Annotated in this window: 17 protein-coding genes; 4 read left to right on the top strand and 13 right to left on the bottom strand. The window is 62.9% G+C overall.

The features are described from left to right. Positions 1–27 precede the first annotated feature (27 nt). From KP001_RS02960 to KP001_RS02910, 12 genes are all read right to left on the bottom strand, one after another. Positions 28–1,095: a protein-glutamate methylesterase/protein-glutamine glutaminase gene (locus KP001_RS02960; RefSeq protein ID WP_217288104.1), complete on the bottom strand. Its 1,068-nt coding sequence runs from the start codon at positions 1,093–1,095 to the stop codon at positions 28–30. Next, positions 1,096–1,590, bottom strand: coding sequence for a chemotaxis protein CheD (locus KP001_RS02955; RefSeq protein WP_217288103.1), 495 nt, complete (start codon positions 1,588–1,590; stop codon positions 1,096–1,098). It lies immediately after the preceding gene. Continuing rightward, positions 1,590–2,462 (bottom strand): CheR family methyltransferase, encoded by an 873-nt coding sequence (locus KP001_RS02950; protein ID WP_217288102.1) that lies wholly within the window; start codon positions 2,460–2,462, stop codon positions 1,590–1,592. The genes KP001_RS02955 and KP001_RS02950 overlap by 1 nt, the downstream gene beginning before the upstream one ends. A 19-nt stretch (positions 2,463–2,481) precedes the next feature. Then, positions 2,482–4,572 (bottom strand): chemotaxis protein CheA, encoded by a 2,091-nt coding sequence (locus KP001_RS02945; RefSeq protein ID WP_217288101.1) that lies wholly within the window; start codon positions 4,570–4,572, stop codon positions 2,482–2,484. Further along, a complete protein-coding gene (locus KP001_RS02940; RefSeq protein ID WP_217288100.1) occupies positions 4,569–4,934 on the bottom strand; it encodes a response regulator in 366 nt (121 codons plus the stop codon). The genes KP001_RS02945 and KP001_RS02940 overlap by 4 nt, the downstream gene beginning before the upstream one ends. Next, positions 4,934–5,290 carry an STAS domain-containing protein gene (locus tag KP001_RS02935; RefSeq protein WP_217288099.1) on the bottom strand — a complete coding sequence of 119 codons (357 nt, stop codon included), beginning with the start codon at positions 5,288–5,290 and terminating at the stop codon, positions 4,934–4,936. Before KP001_RS02935 ends, KP001_RS02940 begins: the two co-directional genes overlap by 1 nt. Before the next feature lie 18 nt (positions 5,291–5,308). Then, a complete protein-coding gene (locus tag KP001_RS02930) occupies positions 5,309–7,105 on the bottom strand; it encodes a methyl-accepting chemotaxis protein (RefSeq protein WP_217288098.1) in 1,797 nt (598 codons plus the stop codon). Between the two features lie 338 nt (positions 7,106–7,443). Then, positions 7,444–8,088: a metal-dependent transcriptional regulator gene (locus tag KP001_RS02925; RefSeq protein ID WP_217288097.1), complete on the bottom strand. Its 645-nt coding sequence runs from the start codon at positions 8,086–8,088 to the stop codon at positions 7,444–7,446. 54 nt (positions 8,089–8,142) lie between these two features. Beyond that, entirely contained in the window at positions 8,143–8,325 is a 183-nt protein-coding gene (locus KP001_RS21865; RefSeq protein ID WP_224957549.1) for a hypothetical protein, read from the bottom strand. A gap of 274 nt (positions 8,326–8,599) precedes the next feature. After that, positions 8,600–10,591: a ferrous iron transport protein B gene (feoB, locus tag KP001_RS02920; protein ID WP_217288096.1), complete on the bottom strand. Its 1,992-nt coding sequence runs from the start codon at positions 10,589–10,591 to the stop codon at positions 8,600–8,602. A 166-nt stretch (positions 10,592–10,757) separates the two neighbouring features. Next, the gene (locus KP001_RS02915; protein WP_217288095.1) at positions 10,758–11,189 is read right to left on the bottom strand and encodes a Fur family transcriptional regulator; all 432 of its coding nucleotides are present in this window, start codon (positions 11,187–11,189) and stop codon (positions 10,758–10,760) included. A 281-nt stretch (positions 11,190–11,470) separates the two neighbouring features. Continuing rightward, positions 11,471–11,791: a hypothetical protein gene (locus KP001_RS02910; RefSeq protein ID WP_217288094.1), complete on the bottom strand. Its 321-nt coding sequence runs from the start codon at positions 11,789–11,791 to the stop codon at positions 11,471–11,473. A 173-nt stretch (positions 11,792–11,964) separates the two neighbouring features. On the opposite strand from KP001_RS02910, the gene KP001_RS02905 reads away from it, so the two are divergent. The 3 genes from KP001_RS02905 to KP001_RS02895 all read left to right on the top strand — a co-directional run bounded on the left by KP001_RS02905 (position 11,965) and on the right by KP001_RS02895 (position 14,088). Continuing rightward, positions 11,965–12,375 (top strand): c-type cytochrome, encoded by a 411-nt coding sequence (locus tag KP001_RS02905; RefSeq protein WP_217288093.1) that lies wholly within the window; start codon positions 11,965–11,967, stop codon positions 12,373–12,375. Positions 12,376–12,739: 364 nt separating this feature from the next. Then, positions 12,740–12,913 carry a hypothetical protein gene (locus KP001_RS21860; RefSeq protein WP_239027873.1) on the top strand — a complete coding sequence of 58 codons (174 nt, stop codon included), beginning with the start codon at positions 12,740–12,742 and terminating at the stop codon, positions 12,911–12,913. Further along, a complete protein-coding gene (locus KP001_RS02895) occupies positions 12,910–14,088 on the top strand; it encodes a hypothetical protein (RefSeq protein WP_217288092.1) in 1,179 nt (392 codons plus the stop codon). Before KP001_RS21860 ends, KP001_RS02895 begins: the two co-directional genes overlap by 4 nt. 266 nt (positions 14,089–14,354) lie before the next feature. Here the strand turns inward: KP001_RS02895 and KP001_RS02890 are convergent, their stop codons facing one another. Further along, positions 14,355–14,570, bottom strand: coding sequence for an outer membrane protein assembly factor BamD (locus tag KP001_RS02890; protein ID WP_217288091.1), 216 nt, complete (start codon positions 14,568–14,570; stop codon positions 14,355–14,357). 344 nt (positions 14,571–14,914) lie between these two features. Between KP001_RS02890 and KP001_RS21855 the strand changes: the two genes are divergently transcribed. Beyond that, positions 14,915–16,711: a DEAD/DEAH box helicase gene (locus KP001_RS21855; protein ID WP_239027872.1), complete on the top strand. Its 1,797-nt coding sequence runs from the start codon at positions 14,915–14,917 to the stop codon at positions 16,709–16,711. Positions 16,712–16,723 lie beyond the last annotated feature (12 nt).

Genomic DNA, 16,723 nt, shown 5'->3' with positions numbered 1-16,723 from the left:
GTTCAACCTGAACGGCCGTTCAGCCGTTTAGTTGCACAGCTTCAAGACTTCGCGGCTGATGGAGTCCAGGGGACGGATGTAGTCGACTCCTCCCAGCTTGATCGCCTCGTTGGGCATCCCGAAGACGATGCAGCTCGCCTCGTCCTGGGCGATGTTGAGCGCGCCGGCCTGCTTCATCTCCAGCATGCCGTGGGCGCCGTCATCCCCCATGCCGGTCATGATCACCCCTACGGCGTTTTTCCCGGCGTAGCGCGCGGCGGAGCGAAACAGCACGTCGACCGAGGGGCGGTGGCGCGACACCAGGGGGCCGTCCTTGATCTCGACGTAGTAGCGCGCGCCGCTGCGCTTCAGGAGCAGGTGGTGGTTTCCCGGCGCGATGAGGGCCCGGCCGCGCACCACGGTGTCGTTGTTCTCGGCCTCCTTGACCGTGATCCGGCACAGGCCGTCCAGCCTCTGCGAGAAGGCGCGGGTGAACCCCTCCGGCATGTGCTGCACGATCACGATCCCCGGGGAGTCCGCCGGCAGCGACTCCAAAAAGGTCCGCAACGCCTCGGTCCCCCCCGTGGAGGCCCCGACTACCACCACCTTCTCGGTGGTCTGCATCATCGCCTGGCTCTTGGGCTTGTCCATGATTACGTCGGCGGTGAGTTTGGGCGACACCTGGTGCGTGACCGCGGATACCCGCCTGAGCCTGGCCTGGCTCGCCGCCTTCACCGCGTCGCAGATCCGGACCCGGGACTCCTCCAGAAACGCCTTGGTCCCCAGGCGCGGCTTCTGGATGATCTCCACCGCCCCGTACTCCAGGGCCTTCAGGGCCGTCTCCGACCCCTTCTCGGTCAGGCTCGAACACATCACCACCGGGATGGGATGCTGACTCATGATCTTGTGCAGGAAGGTGATCCCGTCCATCCGGGGCATCTCGACGTCGAGGGTGATGACGTCGGGGACCTCCTGCCTGATCCGGTCAGCGGCGATGAAGGGATCGCCCGCGGTCGACATCACCTCGATCTGCGGGTCGGAAGAGAGGATCTCCACCATGGTCTGACGCACCACGGCGGAGTCGTCAACGATGAGCACCTTTATCTTCTTGGGCATTTAACAGACCCCCGATTTTCGCAGCCGTTTCAAGTAAACCTCCCCGGTGTGGGGGTGGAAGATGATCTTCCTCCCGCGCTCCCCCCCGAGGTCCTGCTTGGCGACCCGGACCGACTCGCGCGCCAGGATTTTCAGCGCCATCTCCGCGTTCTCCCGGCCTACGCTGCGTCCTCTGCCACGGACGTCGAACATGTCGGAACCGCCAAAGACCTTCGCCTCGAGTTCCCCGCGCAGCGCCCCCCGGCTCAGCAGCCACTCCAGCATCTCGCGGATGGCCGTATCGACGTACTTGCCAGCCCCCTCGTGCACCTCGCCGCCGGTGAACCTGCCGTCACCGGGAAGCTGGGCGTGACAGATCGCTCCCAGCCGCAGGCGGTAATTGAAAATGGTGACCGCGACGCAGGAGCCAAGGAGTGTGGCCACCAGCACCGGGTCAGAGCTTACCATTATCTGGCCCGGTTTCAGGTAGACCACACGGCTCTGCGCGTACGGCATCACCGTGGCCTGCGGTACACAGTGGGATAGACGCTCACCAGCGGCACGTCGAGGCCGCTCAGGGTTTCCGAGTGCCCCATGAAGATGTAGGAACCGGGCTTCATGTGGCGGTGGAAACGCTGCAGCAACTTCTCCTGGGTGGGGCGGTCGAAATAGATGATGACGTTGCGGCAGAAGATGATGTCCAGATGCTCGCGCATGCCGAAGTCATCGTCCATGAAATTGAGACGGCGAAAGCGCACCTTATCCCGCAATTCCGGGACGATGCGCACCATGCCGCTGGAGCGGTCCTTGCTGCGCAGCAGATATTTCTTCTTGAGCTCCATGGCGACCGGCTCGACCTGGCTTTCCGTGTAGATGGCGGTCTTAGCCTTGTCCAGGACGCGGGTGGAGATGTCGGTGGCGAGAATCCTGAAGTCGAACCCCGGGTTTCTGAGGGCAAACTCGGAGAGGACCATGGAGAGGGTGTAGGGCTCCTCGCCGGACGAGCAGCCGGCGCTCCAGATGGCCAGGGTCCCTCCCGGATGACGCTTCACCCACTCGGGGAGCACGGTCTGGGTCAGGTAGTTGAAATGCTCCGGCTCCCGGAAAAAGTCGGTCTTGTTGGTGGTGACCATGTCCAGCATCGGCACCAGTTCCTGCTCCATGCCGGCCGAGGAAAAGAGAAAATCGCAGTAGTCGGTGAAGCTGTGCATGCCGAGGCTTCTCAGCCGTTTCTGCAGGCGCGCCTCCAGCATGGTCTTCTTCACCTCCGGCATCTTTATGCCGCAGGTGTCGTATATAAAGCGGCTCAGCCTGCCGAAGTCGCGCGCCGACAGGGTTGCGCTGTGGTCGATGACACCTTCTTCCATAATGGCCCTCGCTGCTTGCATAGGCGCTGCATCCTCCTCGTCAGTTCTGTTCCGTCTCGACCGCCTGCACCAGCTGCGGGATGTCGAGGATGAGGGCGACGGAACCGTCCCCGAGGATGGTGGCGCCCGAGATCCCCTCGGTGTCCTTGTAGGCGCGCCCGAGCGACTTGATCACGGTCTGGTGCTCCCCGATGACATGGTCCACCACGAAACCGACCCGCATCCCGTCGACCTGGGTGATCACGATCTGCTCGATCTCGGGGGGGGCGCCGGAAATCTTGAAGTGCCGCCGAAGCGGTATGTAGGGGACCAGGTGCTCGCGCACGTGGGCCAGGTTCCTGCCGTGCGAGCGGGCGACGTCCTCGCGGGTCAGCTCGACGCACTCGTCGACCAGGGCCAGCGGCATCATGAAGGAGTCGTCGCCGATCTTCACCAGGAGGCTCTCGATGATCGCCAGGGTGAGCGGGATCTTCACGGTGATGCGGGTTCCCTGGCCGCGCACGCTGGTGATGTCGATGCTGCCGCGCAGGTTCTCGATGGCACGCTTCACCACGTCCATCCCCACCCCGCGACCCGAGACGGAGGAGACGGTCTTGGCCGTGGAGAAGCCGGGGGCGAAGATGAGACAGAAGAGCTCCTTCTCGGAGAGCTCGGCGTTGGCCGGGATGATCCCCCGCTCGATCCCCTTGGTGCGGATCGCCTCCTTGTCCAGCCCCGCCCCGTCGTCGGCTATGGTGATGAGGACGCTGTCGCCGGAATGGACCGCCGCGAGGTGCACGGTGCCGCGCGCGGGTTTGCCGGCGGCCTCGCGCACCTCGGGAAGCTCGATACCGTGGTCGATGCTGTTCCTGATCAGGTGCACCAGGGGATCGTTCAGCTTCTCGATCACCGTCTTGTCCAGTTCGGTCTCGGCCCCTTCCGTGGTCATCTCGATCTGCTTGCCGAGCTCCGCCGAGAGGTCGCGCACCAGGCGCTTGAACTTGCTGAAGGTGCTCCCGATCGGGAGCATGCGGATGTTCAGGGCGCTGTCGCGCAGCTCCGCGGTCAGGCGCTCGACCTCCTCGGCGATGGCCATGAGCTCCGCGTCGTCGCGCTGCGCCGCCGTCTGCGACAGGCGCGCCTGTACCGTCACCATCTCGCCCACCAGGTTCACCAGGAGGTCGAGCCGCTCGGCCGGGACGCGGATGCTGGAGGAGGCGTCCGCCACCTGCTTCTCCTGGCGGACCTCCTTCACATGCTTTTGCTCGGCCAGGGCCGACTGCACCTTCCCTTCGGGGAGAATCCCCTCGGCGACGGCAAGTTCGCCGAACCTCCTCTGGCGGGAGAGCACCTCCTTCATCTCCTGCGGGGTGATGTCCCCCCGCTCCAGGAGGATCTCCCCGAGTTTCTTGTAATCCTGCTGCTCGTCGTAGCGGCTGTGCTCGGCGACGACGTCGATCTTCAGCTCGCAGTCGTCCTCCACGAAGATGAAGATGTCGCGCACCGCGTTCTCGCCCTGGTCGGTGGTGAGGATGACGTCCCAGTAGACGTAGCATCCCTCCGGGTCCATCTCCTCAAGCGGCGGGAACCCGTCGGTCTGCGCCACGACGGTGCAGGTCCCGAGCTCCTTCATCTCGGCCAGCAGGTTCAGCGGGTTGGTGCCGGTGACGAAGATGTCGCGGGGAGGCACGAAGCGGATCCGGTAGGTGACGGGATCCTTTTGCTGCACGAGAGCCTCCTCGTGCCGCTCGTCTGTTTCCGCAACGCCGCCGCCGAACCCCGCCAGCTCGCGCAGCCCGACGATGATCGCGGCGCTCGCCTGCAGGTCGGCTTCCGCGCCACTGTCGGCGGCGTCGAGCATGGCCCGGATCTGGTCGCGGGCGGCCAGGGTGAGGTTCACCAGGCGGCTCGTGACGCTAAGCTTGCCGTTACGCACCATGTCGAAGACGGTTTCCACCTCGTGGGTGAAGCTCGCGATGTCGTCGAAGCCGAACATGGAGCCTGATCCCTTGATGGTGTGCATGGCACGGAACACCCTGCCGATCAGATCCTGGTCATCGGGCCGCTCCTCAAGCTCCAGAAGCGATGACTCCAGTTCCGCCAGGAGCTCGTATGCCTCTTCCTTGAACGCCTGCCGATGGAGGTCCATCATCCCAGCACCTTCTTCACAACCGCCATGAGTTGTTCAGGCTTGAAAGGCTTGACGATCCAGCCGGTGGCGCCGGCCGCCTTTCCTTCCTGCTTCTTGGAGTCCTGGGACTCCGTGGTCAGCATGACGATGGGGATGAACTTGCAGCTGGCCAGCGCCCTTGCCCCCTTGATCAGCCCGATGCCGTCCAGGTTGGGCATGTTCAGGTCGGTGATCAGCATGTCCACCTTGGTGGTGGAGAGCTTTTGCAGCGCATCCTTGCCGTCCACCGCCTCCACCACGTCGTAGCCACCCTGCTTCAGGGTGAAGGTCACCATCTGCCTCACGCTGGCAGAATCATCGGCTGTCATTATCACTTTGGCCATTAGCTCTCTCCTCCTACCCAGATGCAACTGCAAGCTCGATCTTGCGGACACCCGGTGTGCCTTTGAAATCCGGCGCCGGTCGCCGTGTCGCGGAAGGTGGCGTTGCCGCCGTCGAAAATGTGCAGGTTCTTGCCGCGGCGCACCGCACTCTGGTGCGCCGAGCACAGAAGCTGCAGCCCGGTAAGGTCGATCCCGGTCAGCCCGGTGACATCGACCCGCACCTCCGGGGCCGCCTCGAGCGCCAGGAGAAGGGCCTCCCGGAATTCCCCGGCCTCGCAGATGCCGACTCCGCCGGATACCTTGAGGATCTCCGTCCCCTGCGGGTCTGTCATGCGTTCCAACTTCACTTCATCCATATGGATCCTCGCCTTTGTTTAGAAAAGTTCCACGTTTCCGCCAAGCTCATCTTCGTCGTCCGCGGGCGGCGGCGGCGCCGACTGGGTCGGCATCCTCCCCCCGGTGGCGGGGCCGCTCAGCGACTCGTGGATCCTGCGCTCGCTCTGCATGGTGTAACGCTGGGCCAGCTGGTCCAGGTTTCCGGCGCTGCCGGCCGGGGCGAGCCTGCGGGCCTCGGCCGCGACGCCGGAGATGGACCGGACCGATTCCTCCAGCACCTGGGCCACCTTGCGGTGCACCGTGATCCCGGAGACCACCTGCTCGATGTCGGTGGAAAGCCTGCTCACGGCGTCGTCCATCTTGTGCAGAGAGTGCTGCAGCGTGTCGTTCACCTGCCGCAGCGTGTTCACCAGGCCGGAAAGGGTCTGCACCATGCCGTGCACCTCGCTTTCGAGCCCCGTGGTCTCCACGTTCACCCCTTCGCTCAGACGGTCGGTGACCGCGATGATCCCCTGCAGGGTGCCGGAGACCGCGCCGGTGTGGTCGATGGCGTCGATGGAGAGGCGCTGGATCGCCTCGGCCAGCACACCGAGCGCCGCTCCCTCGTCACCGGTATAGGCCGACTTGATCTGGGCGTTGAGGGCGATCAGCTTGATCTCCTCGCCGATCTTCTCGATGTCCCCGACGAAGGTGGCGATTTCGCCCACCGTCTCCGCGACGGTTCCCATGGCGAGGCACAGCGCCTGGTTCACCTTCGAGCTCTCCAGGAGCGCGTCGCTCACCACCGAGATGTCCTTCTCCATGCCGGTGAAGAAGCTTCCCCCTGCCTGGTCGGCGATGCCGGCCATGCCGCTGGTCTGCGCGGAGAGGCCGGACTGCTTCCTGGCCACCTCCCTCAGGCTCTCCATGATGACCCGCACCGCGGAGTCCAGCTCGTCGGAGGCGTGCCGCAGCTGCGCCATCTGCAACTCGCAGATGGTGGCTGTCGCGTCGGCGCCGCAGCTCCCCGCGTCCAGGCCGTCCTTGACCTCGTAAAGCGCCTCGTGGACATGCTCGATCTGCTGGCGCACGATGTCGTGGGCCTGCATCGACATGACCACGTCGCCGATGGAGCGGTACACCTCGTCCGAGACGGCGGAAACGAGCGCGACCGAACTGGAGCAGCGCGCGTTGATCTCGGTCAGGGACTGCAGGCTCGCCTTGGTCCGCCCCAGGATCTCGATGACCTTGTCGTGCTGCTGGGCGCCGGTCTCCAGCACACCGGTCAGGGTACGCTCGATCTCCCTCGCCAGGTCATCCTTTCTCTTCATTATGAATGCGGCCTTGTCGTTGACCTGGACCGAAAGCTCTCCCACGTCGCTGGCCAGGGTGTCGAACCCGGCCGCGCTCTGCCCGAGGCGCGCGCTCTCTATCTTGGTGGAGATGCCGAGCATCCGCAGCACCTTGTTCACCTTCTTGAACCCCGACAGCGGATCGCCCACCTTCTCCAGAAGCACGAGGATCTCGCGCAGCGTCTGGGCACTCCCCTCGATCTCGCTCTGGGCCCGGTCCACGTAGTGCCCCATGTGGTCGAGCATCTCCCCCAGCCGGTCCATGGCGCCGGTCACGTGGTCGCCGGCGACCTCCCCCACCATCTCGGAGGCAAGCCCGGAAATCCCCAGACCGCGCTGGTAGAAGTCCTGCAGCCTGCCGCCGATGGCAAGGAACTCGTCCTCGGTGGTCCCCGCGATCACGGCCAGTTCCGCCGCAGCCTTGGCCAGGACGCCGGACCATCCCGGCGCGAGCGCCCTTACTTCCGTTTCCTGGGCACTGGTATCATTGCCGGCAGCTATCATAAGTTTCCTTTTGCTCCCTAAGTGTTGGTCAGCCGGGCGCCTGGCCCGAAGTTCTCAAGGCGGGCCCGGTTGAGTTATTTTATCGACACTCGTGGACAGATCTTGAAGGCTTTTTCTCATGTAATTCGAAACTTCGGCAATTTAATGGGAAGTGCCCGCGCTCATTGGCGTTTACCCCGGGGCACGGTTCCGCTGGAGCTCCGAAAACGGCGATTCACCCCGGATCGCCAATGATTTCGGGCATCTTTAACCACAAAAAAGGGCGTCCCCGTTAAGGGACGCCCTTGTCTGTCAAAGCGTTGCCGGTTCGAGCCGGGGCGAAAGCCGGCTCCGGAGCCCTAGCGCCGGACGAAAATCTCCCGCGCCATGGCCGAATCGATGGCGAACTCGGAGAACCCCACCCTGAATATGTAGGAGGGAAACGCCTGCAAAAGGGAGATCCGGTTCCCCGGGAGGACCCCCATCGCCATCAGCTTCTGCATCTTCTTGCTGTCCTCGGTCAGGATGTAGGCGATGTCCCCCTCGTCACCCGGCTTCAGCTCGGTGAGCGGCACGACGCCGAGATCGCCGCTTTTGCGCGCCTCCTCGCAGCACTCCCCGGGGGGGATCGGCTTGCCGTGGGGGCAGGTCGCCGGGTGATTCAGCATGGTGCAGACCTTGCTGTCCACCCCCTCGTTCAAGAGGTGCTCGAACTGGCACGCCTTCACGTCACCGCTCTCGCCCCTGATGTTCAAGACGTCCATCATGAGCCTCTCCGCCAGGCGATGCCGCCTGATGGTCATGCGCCCTTCCTCGCGCCCCTCGGGGCGGAAGTAGATGCGCCCCCCTTTGATCTCCACCAGGGCGTGCGCGGAGAGCTCGTGGTAGGCGGGATCGGAGGCCTCGATCTCCATCCGGTCCAGTTCTGCGTAGCCGGTCCCCTTCTCCTCCGACTCGATCCAGAGCGCCTCCAGTATCTCTTCCGCTTTATCGCTAAGCTTCATACCTTCTCCTTTTTCCCTCACTCGGGGTCATTGTGCGGCCCACGGGCCCAGGCGCTACTCTCGATCCTTCTTGCCGAATATCTTCTTAATCCCTTTAACGAGAGCCGGCTCCGGCGGGTTCTCATAATTGCAGCGGGGACATTTTACCATCTTGCAGCCGGATGACATCGGGCAATTTTTGCACCCCACGTTTCCTTCGCTCTCCGCGAACTCGTGTCCGCAAAATCCGCATCTCATGAAAACCTCTAAAACACGTCCCACCTTCTACCTTCACAGGGATGAAGGGGATGAAAGGGATAACACCTGAAACAAAACCCGGTGTCACGCCAAGACGCAAAGTCGCAAAGAAAGCAGGGTCCTGGGGGTAAACCAAAAAGCTCCTAAGGGTTTGAAAACTTTGAGTTTCTGTAGTTCTCCGCGTCTTTGCGTCTTTGCGTGAGAAAAGTTTTTGCCTCTAATCCCCTTGATCCCCTTGATCCCCTTCATCCCTGTTTGAATAGGTTTTATGCCGTTACACGATGTTGGTCAGGAGCAGGAAGCGGTTCAACACCCAGCCGGTGCCGAAGGCGAAGGTGGAGACGAACAGGCCGATGCCGATGGCGACCTTCCAGCCACGCTCCTTCTTCATGATCAGGAACTGCGCCACACACGGGATGAACAGGGTCAGGGTCACGGCGGCCACGGTCAGCTGGCGCGGGCTCATGAGCCCCTTGCTCTGCAGGTCGTACAGGCCGGCGGCGCCGTAGTCGCGGCGGAAAAAGCCGAAGATGAAGGCGACGGCACTCTCCTTGGGAAGCCCCAGGGAAGCCATCACCGGCGTCATCACGTTTATCATCTTCTCGAAGAAGTTGGTTATCTTCCCCAGCCACAAGAGGACCGAGGCCAGGATGAACAGCGGCAGTATCTCCATGAAGTACCACTGCATCCGGGTGTAGGTCTTGGTCAGCACGTTGGAGAACTGCGGCAGCCGCATGGGGGGGATCTCCATGTAGAACATCGGGGTGTCGCCGGGGAGCACCTTGGCGGCGAGGAGCCCCACCAGGAGGAAGATGCCGAACAGGCAGAGGCTCCAGACCAAAAGCGCGCGGGGGCTTTGGGACAGAAGCGACATGATCACCCCCAGCTGCGCGGAGCAGGGAATCGCCAGCGCCAAAAGCACCGTCGCGATGACGCGCTCGCGCACCGTCTCCAGGGTCCGGGTCACCATGGTGGCCATGGTGTCGCAGCCAAAACCGAGCACCATCGGGATCACGGCGCGGCCGGTGAGCCCCATGGTCTTGAAGACCCGGTCCACCAAAAGCGCCAGGCGCGGGAAGTAGCCGCTGTCCTCGAGGACGGAGAAGAAGAGGAAAAAGGTCGCCACGATGGGGAGGATGATGCCGACCGCGTAGCGAAAACCGAGGGTGATGATGCCGTACTCGCCGACGAAGAGTTCCTGGATGACGGGCCAGGGGACGTTACCCTTCACTAACCCGGTTATCCAGGGGTTGAAATGCTCCTCGAACCCCTTCCCCTCAAGAAAGTCCACCAGGGTCCCGGCGCCGAACACCCCGACGAACTGGTACAGGCCGAAATAGAGCACGATGAGGAGCAGCGGGATCCCGGTGGCCGGACGCACGGTCAGGCGGGAGATGCGCTCCGCCAGCGTGACCACCCGTTTCTGCGGCGTCCTGAAGGCGCCGTCGAGCACCTTCTTGACGATGGATTTGCGTTCCATGGAGAGGTCGAGGTGGAAGGACTCCCTGCGCTCGAAGCGCTTCTCCTTGACCGCGGTCTCGACCTGGGCGAACCCGTCACCCTCGCTGTCGCGCACCAGTTCCGCCACCTCGTCGTCACCCTGCAGGAGAAGGAGCGCCAGCGACTTCCTGGAGAGGATGTATTCCCCCTTCAGGCAGCCGGAGATCGCGGCGATATCCGATTCCATGAGGCGGGAGTACCCAAAGGGTGCGACGGTGCTCGCGGTGAAGCCGGCGATGGCCGCCCTGATCTCGGGAAGGCCGACCTTCTTCGCGGTGGCGGCGCCGATCACCGGGATGCCCAGACGCTGGGACAGCAGGGGGATGTCGATCTCGAGCCCCATGCGCGCCGCCTCGTCCATGATGTTGACCACCAGGACCACCGGGAGCTCCGCCTCGATCAACTGCAGGGTCATGGGGAGCATCCGCTCCAGGTTGCGCGCGTCGAGCACGTGCAGCACGAGGTGCGGCCGCTCGGTGAGCAGGATCTCGCGGGCGACCCGCTCCTCCTCGGTTATGGGAAGGATGGAATACATCCCCGGGGTGTCGATGATCTCGAACTCCTCCCCGTTGATCGCGGTAGTGCCGCGGGAAACCTCCACCGAGGTGCCGGGGTAGTTGGAGACGGTGACGTAAGCGCCGGTCAGCGCGTTGAAGAGCACACTTTTCCCGACGTTGGGATTCCCGACCAGGGCCACTTTCTTGGCGCCGGTACTGCTGACGGTGGGTGTTTCGTGACAGGAACCCTTCTTACCGAAAAATGACATGACTCTACCTACCCCTCTTTAACGTTCGTTTGCCAATGAAATGCCAATGAATGTCACTTTCATGATGGCGGGAAAATTTATTATGTCGCGAGATTCAAGGTCTTAGCAGCTGCAGCCGCAACCGGCACGTAAGGACGCTAATGAATCCTTCGTGCGGGCAGGCGCGCTACTTCCTGCAGGTGGCGCAGAGACCGTAAATTTCGAGGCGATGGCGCTCGATGAGGAAGCCGCGGCTGTTGGCCACCTCGTCCTGCAGTTTCTCGATGGTTTCGTTTTCGAATTCTTCGATGTGGCCGCACTTGGTGCAGACCAGGTGGTCGTGGTGCTCCCCTTCGCTTACGTGCTCGTAACGGGTCTGCCCGTCGCCGAACTGCATCTCGCGGGCGATCCCGGCCTCCGCGAAGAGCTTGAGGGTGCGGTACACGGTGGCGTAGCCGATGTTCGGGTGCTTGGACCTGAGCTTCAGATACAACTCCTCTATGCTCAGATGCCTGTCGCTGGAAAGGAAACAGTCGAGGATGATGTCGCGCTGCTTGGTCGACTTGAGTCCCCTCTGGGACATGAAGTCGGCGAAAGCTTTTTTCTTGGCTCGTTTCATGAGGACCCCAATTGAAAGTGGATGTCATGATATCGAGCGGCGCTGTCACTGTCAACTCTTTTTTAATGACAGAAGGGGAAGGCGAAATGTTTGTCTCAGGACCGGAGAGAGGGACGCGCCGGAGTGGGACCGCAGGCACTACCCTGAGTCACCGCCTGTCTGCAGGTGAGAGGCACTCTGTTGGTTGACTCGCGGAGCCCGTACTGTCACCGGAGATGACAGTTGAACGAGGACTATGTCTTTTGGGCGGGGATGGAGACAGCGGCGCCCTTGCGGACGACTCATTTCGGTCCGGGCTTGGTGATCTCGGGGGGGATGTCTTCGGGGAGCGGCTGTACCGGGCGGCCGCACTTTCGGCAGCATGCCTCGCAGCCGGATTCCTTGCTGGTGTCCTCTTCCAGTTGCGGCTTCGCCTCCTTCGTGGCAGCCTTGCATTTCTGGCAGCAGTCGCAGGCGTTCTCCTGCGTGGGACTAGCCTCTACATCACGCTGATCGGGAAGGAACTTGCCGTTGCCACGATGCACCACTTCTCCATCTCCCGCACAAGAGAGCACCACGTGGGACAACAGCAGCAACACGATGGCGATCGGAGTCTTCTTCATATGCGGCTCCTCCGGTAGAGGTCAGGATGGCGGGAACGCTAAACATTAGCATCGACCAACTCCATGTCAAACGCCGCCTCAAAAAAGCGACGATGAAAATGGACCGCATTCCGGCGCAGTTGCTTTTATCTGATATACTCGCCGGATGAAAACAATCTAACAGGAGGTGTCACATGCAGAGGCGTTTGGTTGTAACAGTGGCAATACTGGCACTCATTACCGGTGCTGCGGCAGGCTGCAAGAAGAAGAGCGAGGAGCAGGCGCAACCTCCGCAAAGCGTGGTCTCGACGGCCAAGCCGGCAACATCGACGGCGCCCCCCGCGCCGTCGGCGACAGGTCTCACGGGCGAGCAGCTCTTCAAGCAGCACTGCGCGGTCTGCCATCCCAACGGCGGCAACACCATCACCCCGTCCAAAACGCTGAGCGCCAAGGCCATGGCCGACAGAAGCAAGATCACCAAGCCCGAGGACATCGTCAAGATCATGCGCAACCCCGGTCCAGGCATGAACAAGTTCGACGAAGGGATGATCTCCAACGACGACGCCAAGAAGATCGGCCAGTACATCCTCGCCACCTTCCCGTAATCCGCATCTCCGGTGGGGGCCATGACGCCCCCGCCGGCACTTCCCGCTTTGTGACCCAGTTCACTTCCCCCGTGACCCGGCCTCGCGCAGGTTGCGGCAGCGGTGTGCTGCGGGCGAGGCGAAAAAAGCGTTCATGATGTTCCCTCCTGGCTCATTGCACTTGCAAAAAAATCAAAAGATTATAAATATTTTATCTTCTGCATCGACGGATCCCGGGAGGGGGCCGCTCCCCGGATTACCCCGCCGGCTACCGCCCGTCTCCTGGCCGGACCACGGACGAGGCCAGCTGGCGCGACAGCTGTGAACGTTTTCGGGCAGACCTCGAAGCGCTCAAGGACCTGGTCCGGGACGAATAGATCGACCTTTGGCTCCACTGCCCCACGCCCCGGAGTACAGCATCTTCAGGGAGGTGCTGCTCGCCGCCGACCACAACGCCTATCACATCGGCGAGGTCGCCATCCTGCTCCAGGTCATGGGGCTGTGGCCCGCCCACAACCGCTACCTGACCGGAAGCGCCGTGACCAGGGAGGCTACATGAACAAGGAGGAACGCATCAACTTGGCCGGGGAGATCATGCTGGATTTCGCAGCCCAAACCGGAGTGTCCCAGGAGAACAAGTCACCACGACGCTATCTCTGGACCGACGCCTTCGCGGTATTCAACTTCCTGGAGCTCTATCACCGCACCCAGGACGAGGAATGGCTGATGCTGGCGCGGCACTTGGTCGACCAGGTGCATCAGACCCTGGGGCGGCACCGTCCCGACTCGGCCAGGAGCGGCTGGCTGAGCGGGCTCGGCGAAGAGGAGGGTGCACGGCATCCGACCCGGGGAGGGCTGCGCATCGGCAAGAAGGTGGACGAGCGCGCGCCGGACGAACCGATGGACGAGCGCCTGGAATGGGAGCGGGACGGGCAGTACTATCACTACCTGACCAAGTGGATGCGCGCCCTGGGCCGCATGAGCCGGGTAACCGGCGAGGCAGGGTATCTGCGTTGGGCGATGGAGCTCGCGCAAACGGCGCACAGGGCCTTTCGCTTCAGCGCCGCGCCGGATGGCTCCTTCGGGCTCCACTGGAAGATGAGCAGCGACCTCAGGCGTTCCCTGGTGCCCTCGGTGGGGCAGCACGACCCGCTGGACGGCCTGGTGACCTGCTGCGAACTCCTCTTTGCCGCCCGCGGATTCACCGACCAGGAGTTGCCGGACCTAGAGCGGGAGGTCCGGGAGTTGACCGGGATGTGCCGCAACAGGGACTTCAGTACCGACGACACCCTCGGCATCGGCAGCATTCTGGTCGACGCCTGCCGGAGCGGCGAACTCATCATCAATGACGCCTTCCAGGACATCGCCCTCTTCCAGCGGATGGTGCACGACGGGCTTTTGTCCCTCGAGGATCTGGCAGCCACCTTTCTCGATCAGCAGGCCAGGTACCGTCTGGCGTTTCGCGAGCTGGGACTCTCCATCGGGCTGAAGGGAGCCGCGCGCCTCGCCAGGGTGTTCGAGGAGTACCCCGACGCGCGAGGGGGCGAACTGGCGCCCTGGCTGCAACCCCGGCTCGAGGCGATGCTGTGGTTTCACAAGATGTCGAGTAAGATCGAAGCGTTCTGGATCGAGGAGATGAGAAAGGGGACGGAACACTGGAGGTCTCACGGCGACATCAACATGGTGATGCTCGCCACGAGCCTGGTGCCGGAGCAGTTTCTGAGGAGCGGCTGAAGTTCATGCCGCGCTCCAACCGCCACTCAGCCGCGAAAGTCCCCCTGGGGCAGCTTTGTCCGCGTTGTCGCAGTGACGGGGAAAGTCCCCCCTCACCTTGCGGGATGGGGTTAGGGCGTGGGGGTAGGTGCCACATTTGCGCTAATGGCACGTTCCCCCCCCCGCCCCCTCCAGTCAAGGGAGGGGGAGAGCTGCCCCCCCGGGTCGTCCGGTGTTCCCGGGGACGGCTGGGGTCAGGTTGTGGGCTCAAGCCGAGGTACAGCGGGTTATTTGGCGCCCAGCACGGACAATCTCTCCTGCGCCTGTTTCGCCACTGGGCTATCCGGGTACTTCGCCACTATTTCCTGGTACAGCTGTCTCGCGTGTTCCCTGTTGTTCTGCTTTTCCTCGAACTGAGCGGTGTCGAAGAGTTCCTTCCCCTTGTCCGCGGCGCAGCCGCAAAACGCCGCCAGCAGCAGCGCACCCATTACCACTTTCTTCATCCTTACCTCCCTCAGATCCGCCACGGCGGATGATCCTTCCCGACAGTATGAACAGAAGGCACCATTACCATTAAGGCCTTGCCCATGTAAATATTTTTTCCCGTTCCACATCCATCCGCCATTCACCGCGCCCCGCCCCCCGCCGGGGCTCCGTCGTGACCGCGATCAGCGGGGATGGCCAGGATTGGCAGTTCTGCAGCGAGTAGTCCGCAGCACTTCCCCTCACTTCCCAGCCCCCCTCCCTTGCATGGGAGGGGGGCTTTGTCGTTTCACCCGTGCGTGAAACTCAATGCCAGTCTCGCCACTCCTTGAATAAACCGCTCCCGTAGCCTAAAGTCATAGCTATGCCGCTGCCCGTATTGAGACATTTCCACCCGCTGATCCAGAAGTGGTTCCTCGAGAAAGTCGGAGAGCCAACCGATGTCCAGTTGCGCGCGTGGACGGAGATCAGCCAGGAACGCCACGTCCTGGTCACCGCGCCGACGGGGAGCGGCAAGACCCTGGCGGCTTTTTTGTGGGCGATCAACCAGCTGGTCACCGGGGCCTGGCCCCGTGGCGAAACGCGGGTCGTGTACGTCTCGCCGCTTAAGGCCCTCAACAACGACGTGAGGCGCAACCTGCTCGCGCCGCTTGGTGAACTGCGTGCTTTCTTCGACGCGCAGGGCGAGGAGTTCCCCGCTATCGCCGTCCAAACCAGAAGCGGCGACACCCCCGGCGACGAACGACGCAGGATGCTGCGTCACCCCCCCGAGATCCTGATCACCACCCCCGAAAGCCTCAACATCATGGTCACCTCCAAGGGAAGCAGGGCCACCCTCACCGGCGTCGCCACCGTAATTCTGGACGAGATCCATGCAGTAGCCGGGGACAAGCGTGGCACCCACCTCATAACGGCGGTGGAAAGGCTCACGCTGTTAAGCGGGGAGTTTCAGCGCATCGCCCTTTCGGCCACGGTGCGCCCCCTGGAGACCGTCGCCGATTTCGTGGCGGGGTTGCGCCTGACCGGCCAGCGCTACCAGCCGCGCCCCATAGCCCTGGTCCGGGGAGAGCGGCAAAAGAGGTTCGAACTGGAAATCAGCGCGCCTTCCGCGGTCTCCCCCGGTGACGGGGAAGAATTCTGGCCGGCCCTAGTGGGCAGATTCACAGAGATCATAAACAGGCATAGCTCCACGCTCTTTTTCGCCAACAGCAGGAGAACCACCGAGCGGGTGACGCGACTGATCAACGAGTTGTCGGGGGAGGAACTTGCCTATTCGCACCACGGGTCGCTTTCCCGGGAAATCCGGCTGGCGGTAGAGGAGCGTCTGAAGCGCGGCGAACTGAAGGCGATAGTGGCGACCAATTCACTGGAGCTGGGGATCGATATCGGCAAACTGGAGAGCGTGGTCCTGATCCAGACGCCGCGTTCCATCTCCTCGGCCATCCAGCGCATCGGCCGATCGGGGCACGGCGTTGGCGAGGTCAGCAGTGGCGTCCTCTTTCCCACCTACGGCATGGACTTCGTCTGCGCCGCCGTGATCGCACGCGCCATCGCCGATGGCGAAATCGAGGAACTGCACCCGGTGGAAGCCCCGCTGGACCTGCTGGCCCAGATCATACTCGCCATGGGGCTCCCCGAGCGGTGGCACCTGGACGAACTCTACGACTTCATCAGATGCAGCTACCCCTACCGCAACCTTTCCCGGCATCAGTTCGATCTGGTCGTGGGCATGCTGGAAGGGAAGTACACCGATTCCCACGTGCCGGAACTGCGCCCCCGGGTGACGGTGGACCGTCTGGAGGAAACGATCGAGACGCGGCCGGCGCTCTCCATGCTGGTCTACCTCGAGGGAGGCACCATCCCGGAACGGGGGTACTTCGAGCTTCGCCTCAAAGAAAACGGGGCGAAGATCGGGGAACTGGACGAGGAGTTCGTCTGGGAACGAAGGCTCGGCGACACCTTCGCGCTCGGGGCGCAGGTCTGGCAGATCACCGAGATCAGCCACAGCACCGTCCTGGTGGTCCCGGCCCGGAAGCCGCAGCAGATCATCCCCTTCTGGCGCGCCGAGGAGTTGGACCGCGATTTCTTCTACTCGGAAAAGATCGCCCTGTTCCTGGAATGGTGCGAAACGCAGCAGGGGCACCCAGCCGGTGCGTCGTAACAGGGCCTGGTC

Source organism: Geomonas subterranea (assembly GCF_019063845.1).
Taxonomy (GTDB): Bacteria; Desulfobacterota; Desulfuromonadia; order Geobacterales; family Geobacteraceae; genus Geomonas; species Geomonas subterranea.
The sequence above is the reverse complement of the archived record's forward strand: the minus strand, read 5'-3'. Positions and strand labels throughout refer to the sequence as shown.

What these genes read in the sequence shown, in the direction of transcription:
- KP001_RS02960 (WP_217288104.1), bottom strand. Translation starts at nt 1,095, where the DNA reads ATGCCCAAGAAGATAAAGGTGCTCATCGTTGACGACTCCGCCGTGGTG.
- KP001_RS02955 (WP_217288103.1), bottom strand. Translation starts at nt 1,590, where the DNA reads ATGCCGTACGCGCAGAGCCGTGTGGTCTACCTGAAACCGGGCCAGATA.
- KP001_RS02950 (WP_217288102.1), bottom strand. Translation starts at nt 2,462, where the DNA reads ATGCAAGCAGCGAGGGCCATTATGGAAGAAGGTGTCATCGACCACAGC.
- KP001_RS02945 (WP_217288101.1), bottom strand. Translation starts at nt 4,572, where the DNA reads ATGATGGACCTCCATCGGCAGGCGTTCAAGGAAGAGGCATACGAGCTC.
- KP001_RS02940 (WP_217288100.1), bottom strand. Translation starts at nt 4,934, where the DNA reads ATGGCCAAAGTGATAATGACAGCCGATGATTCTGCCAGCGTGAGGCAG.
- KP001_RS02935 (WP_217288099.1), bottom strand. Translation starts at nt 5,290, where the DNA reads ATGGATGAAGTGAAGTTGGAACGCATGACAGACCCGCAGGGGACGGAG.
- KP001_RS02930 (WP_217288098.1), bottom strand. Translation starts at nt 7,105, where the DNA reads ATGATAGCTGCCGGCAATGATACCAGTGCCCAGGAAACGGAAGTAAGG.
- KP001_RS02925 (WP_217288097.1), bottom strand. Translation starts at nt 8,088, where the DNA reads ATGAAGCTTAGCGATAAAGCGGAAGAGATACTGGAGGCGCTCTGGATC.
- KP001_RS21865 (WP_224957549.1), bottom strand. Translation starts at nt 8,325, where the DNA reads ATGAGATGCGGATTTTGCGGACACGAGTTCGCGGAGAGCGAAGGAAAC.
- feoB (WP_217288096.1), bottom strand. Translation starts at nt 10,591, where the DNA reads ATGTCATTTTTCGGTAAGAAGGGTTCCTGTCACGAAACACCCACCGTC.
- KP001_RS02915 (WP_217288095.1), bottom strand. Translation starts at nt 11,189, where the DNA reads ATGAAACGAGCCAAGAAAAAAGCTTTCGCCGACTTCATGTCCCAGAGG.
- KP001_RS02910 (WP_217288094.1), bottom strand. Translation starts at nt 11,791, where the DNA reads ATGAAGAAGACTCCGATCGCCATCGTGTTGCTGCTGTTGTCCCACGTG.
- KP001_RS02905 (WP_217288093.1), top strand. Translation starts at nt 11,965, where the DNA reads ATGCAGAGGCGTTTGGTTGTAACAGTGGCAATACTGGCACTCATTACC.
- KP001_RS02895 (WP_217288092.1), top strand. Translation starts at nt 12,910, where the DNA reads ATGAACAAGGAGGAACGCATCAACTTGGCCGGGGAGATCATGCTGGAT.
- KP001_RS02890 (WP_217288091.1), bottom strand. Translation starts at nt 14,570, where the DNA reads ATGAAGAAAGTGGTAATGGGTGCGCTGCTGCTGGCGGCGTTTTGCGGC.
- KP001_RS21855 (WP_239027872.1), top strand. Translation starts at nt 14,915, where the DNA reads ATGCCGCTGCCCGTATTGAGACATTTCCACCCGCTGATCCAGAAGTGG.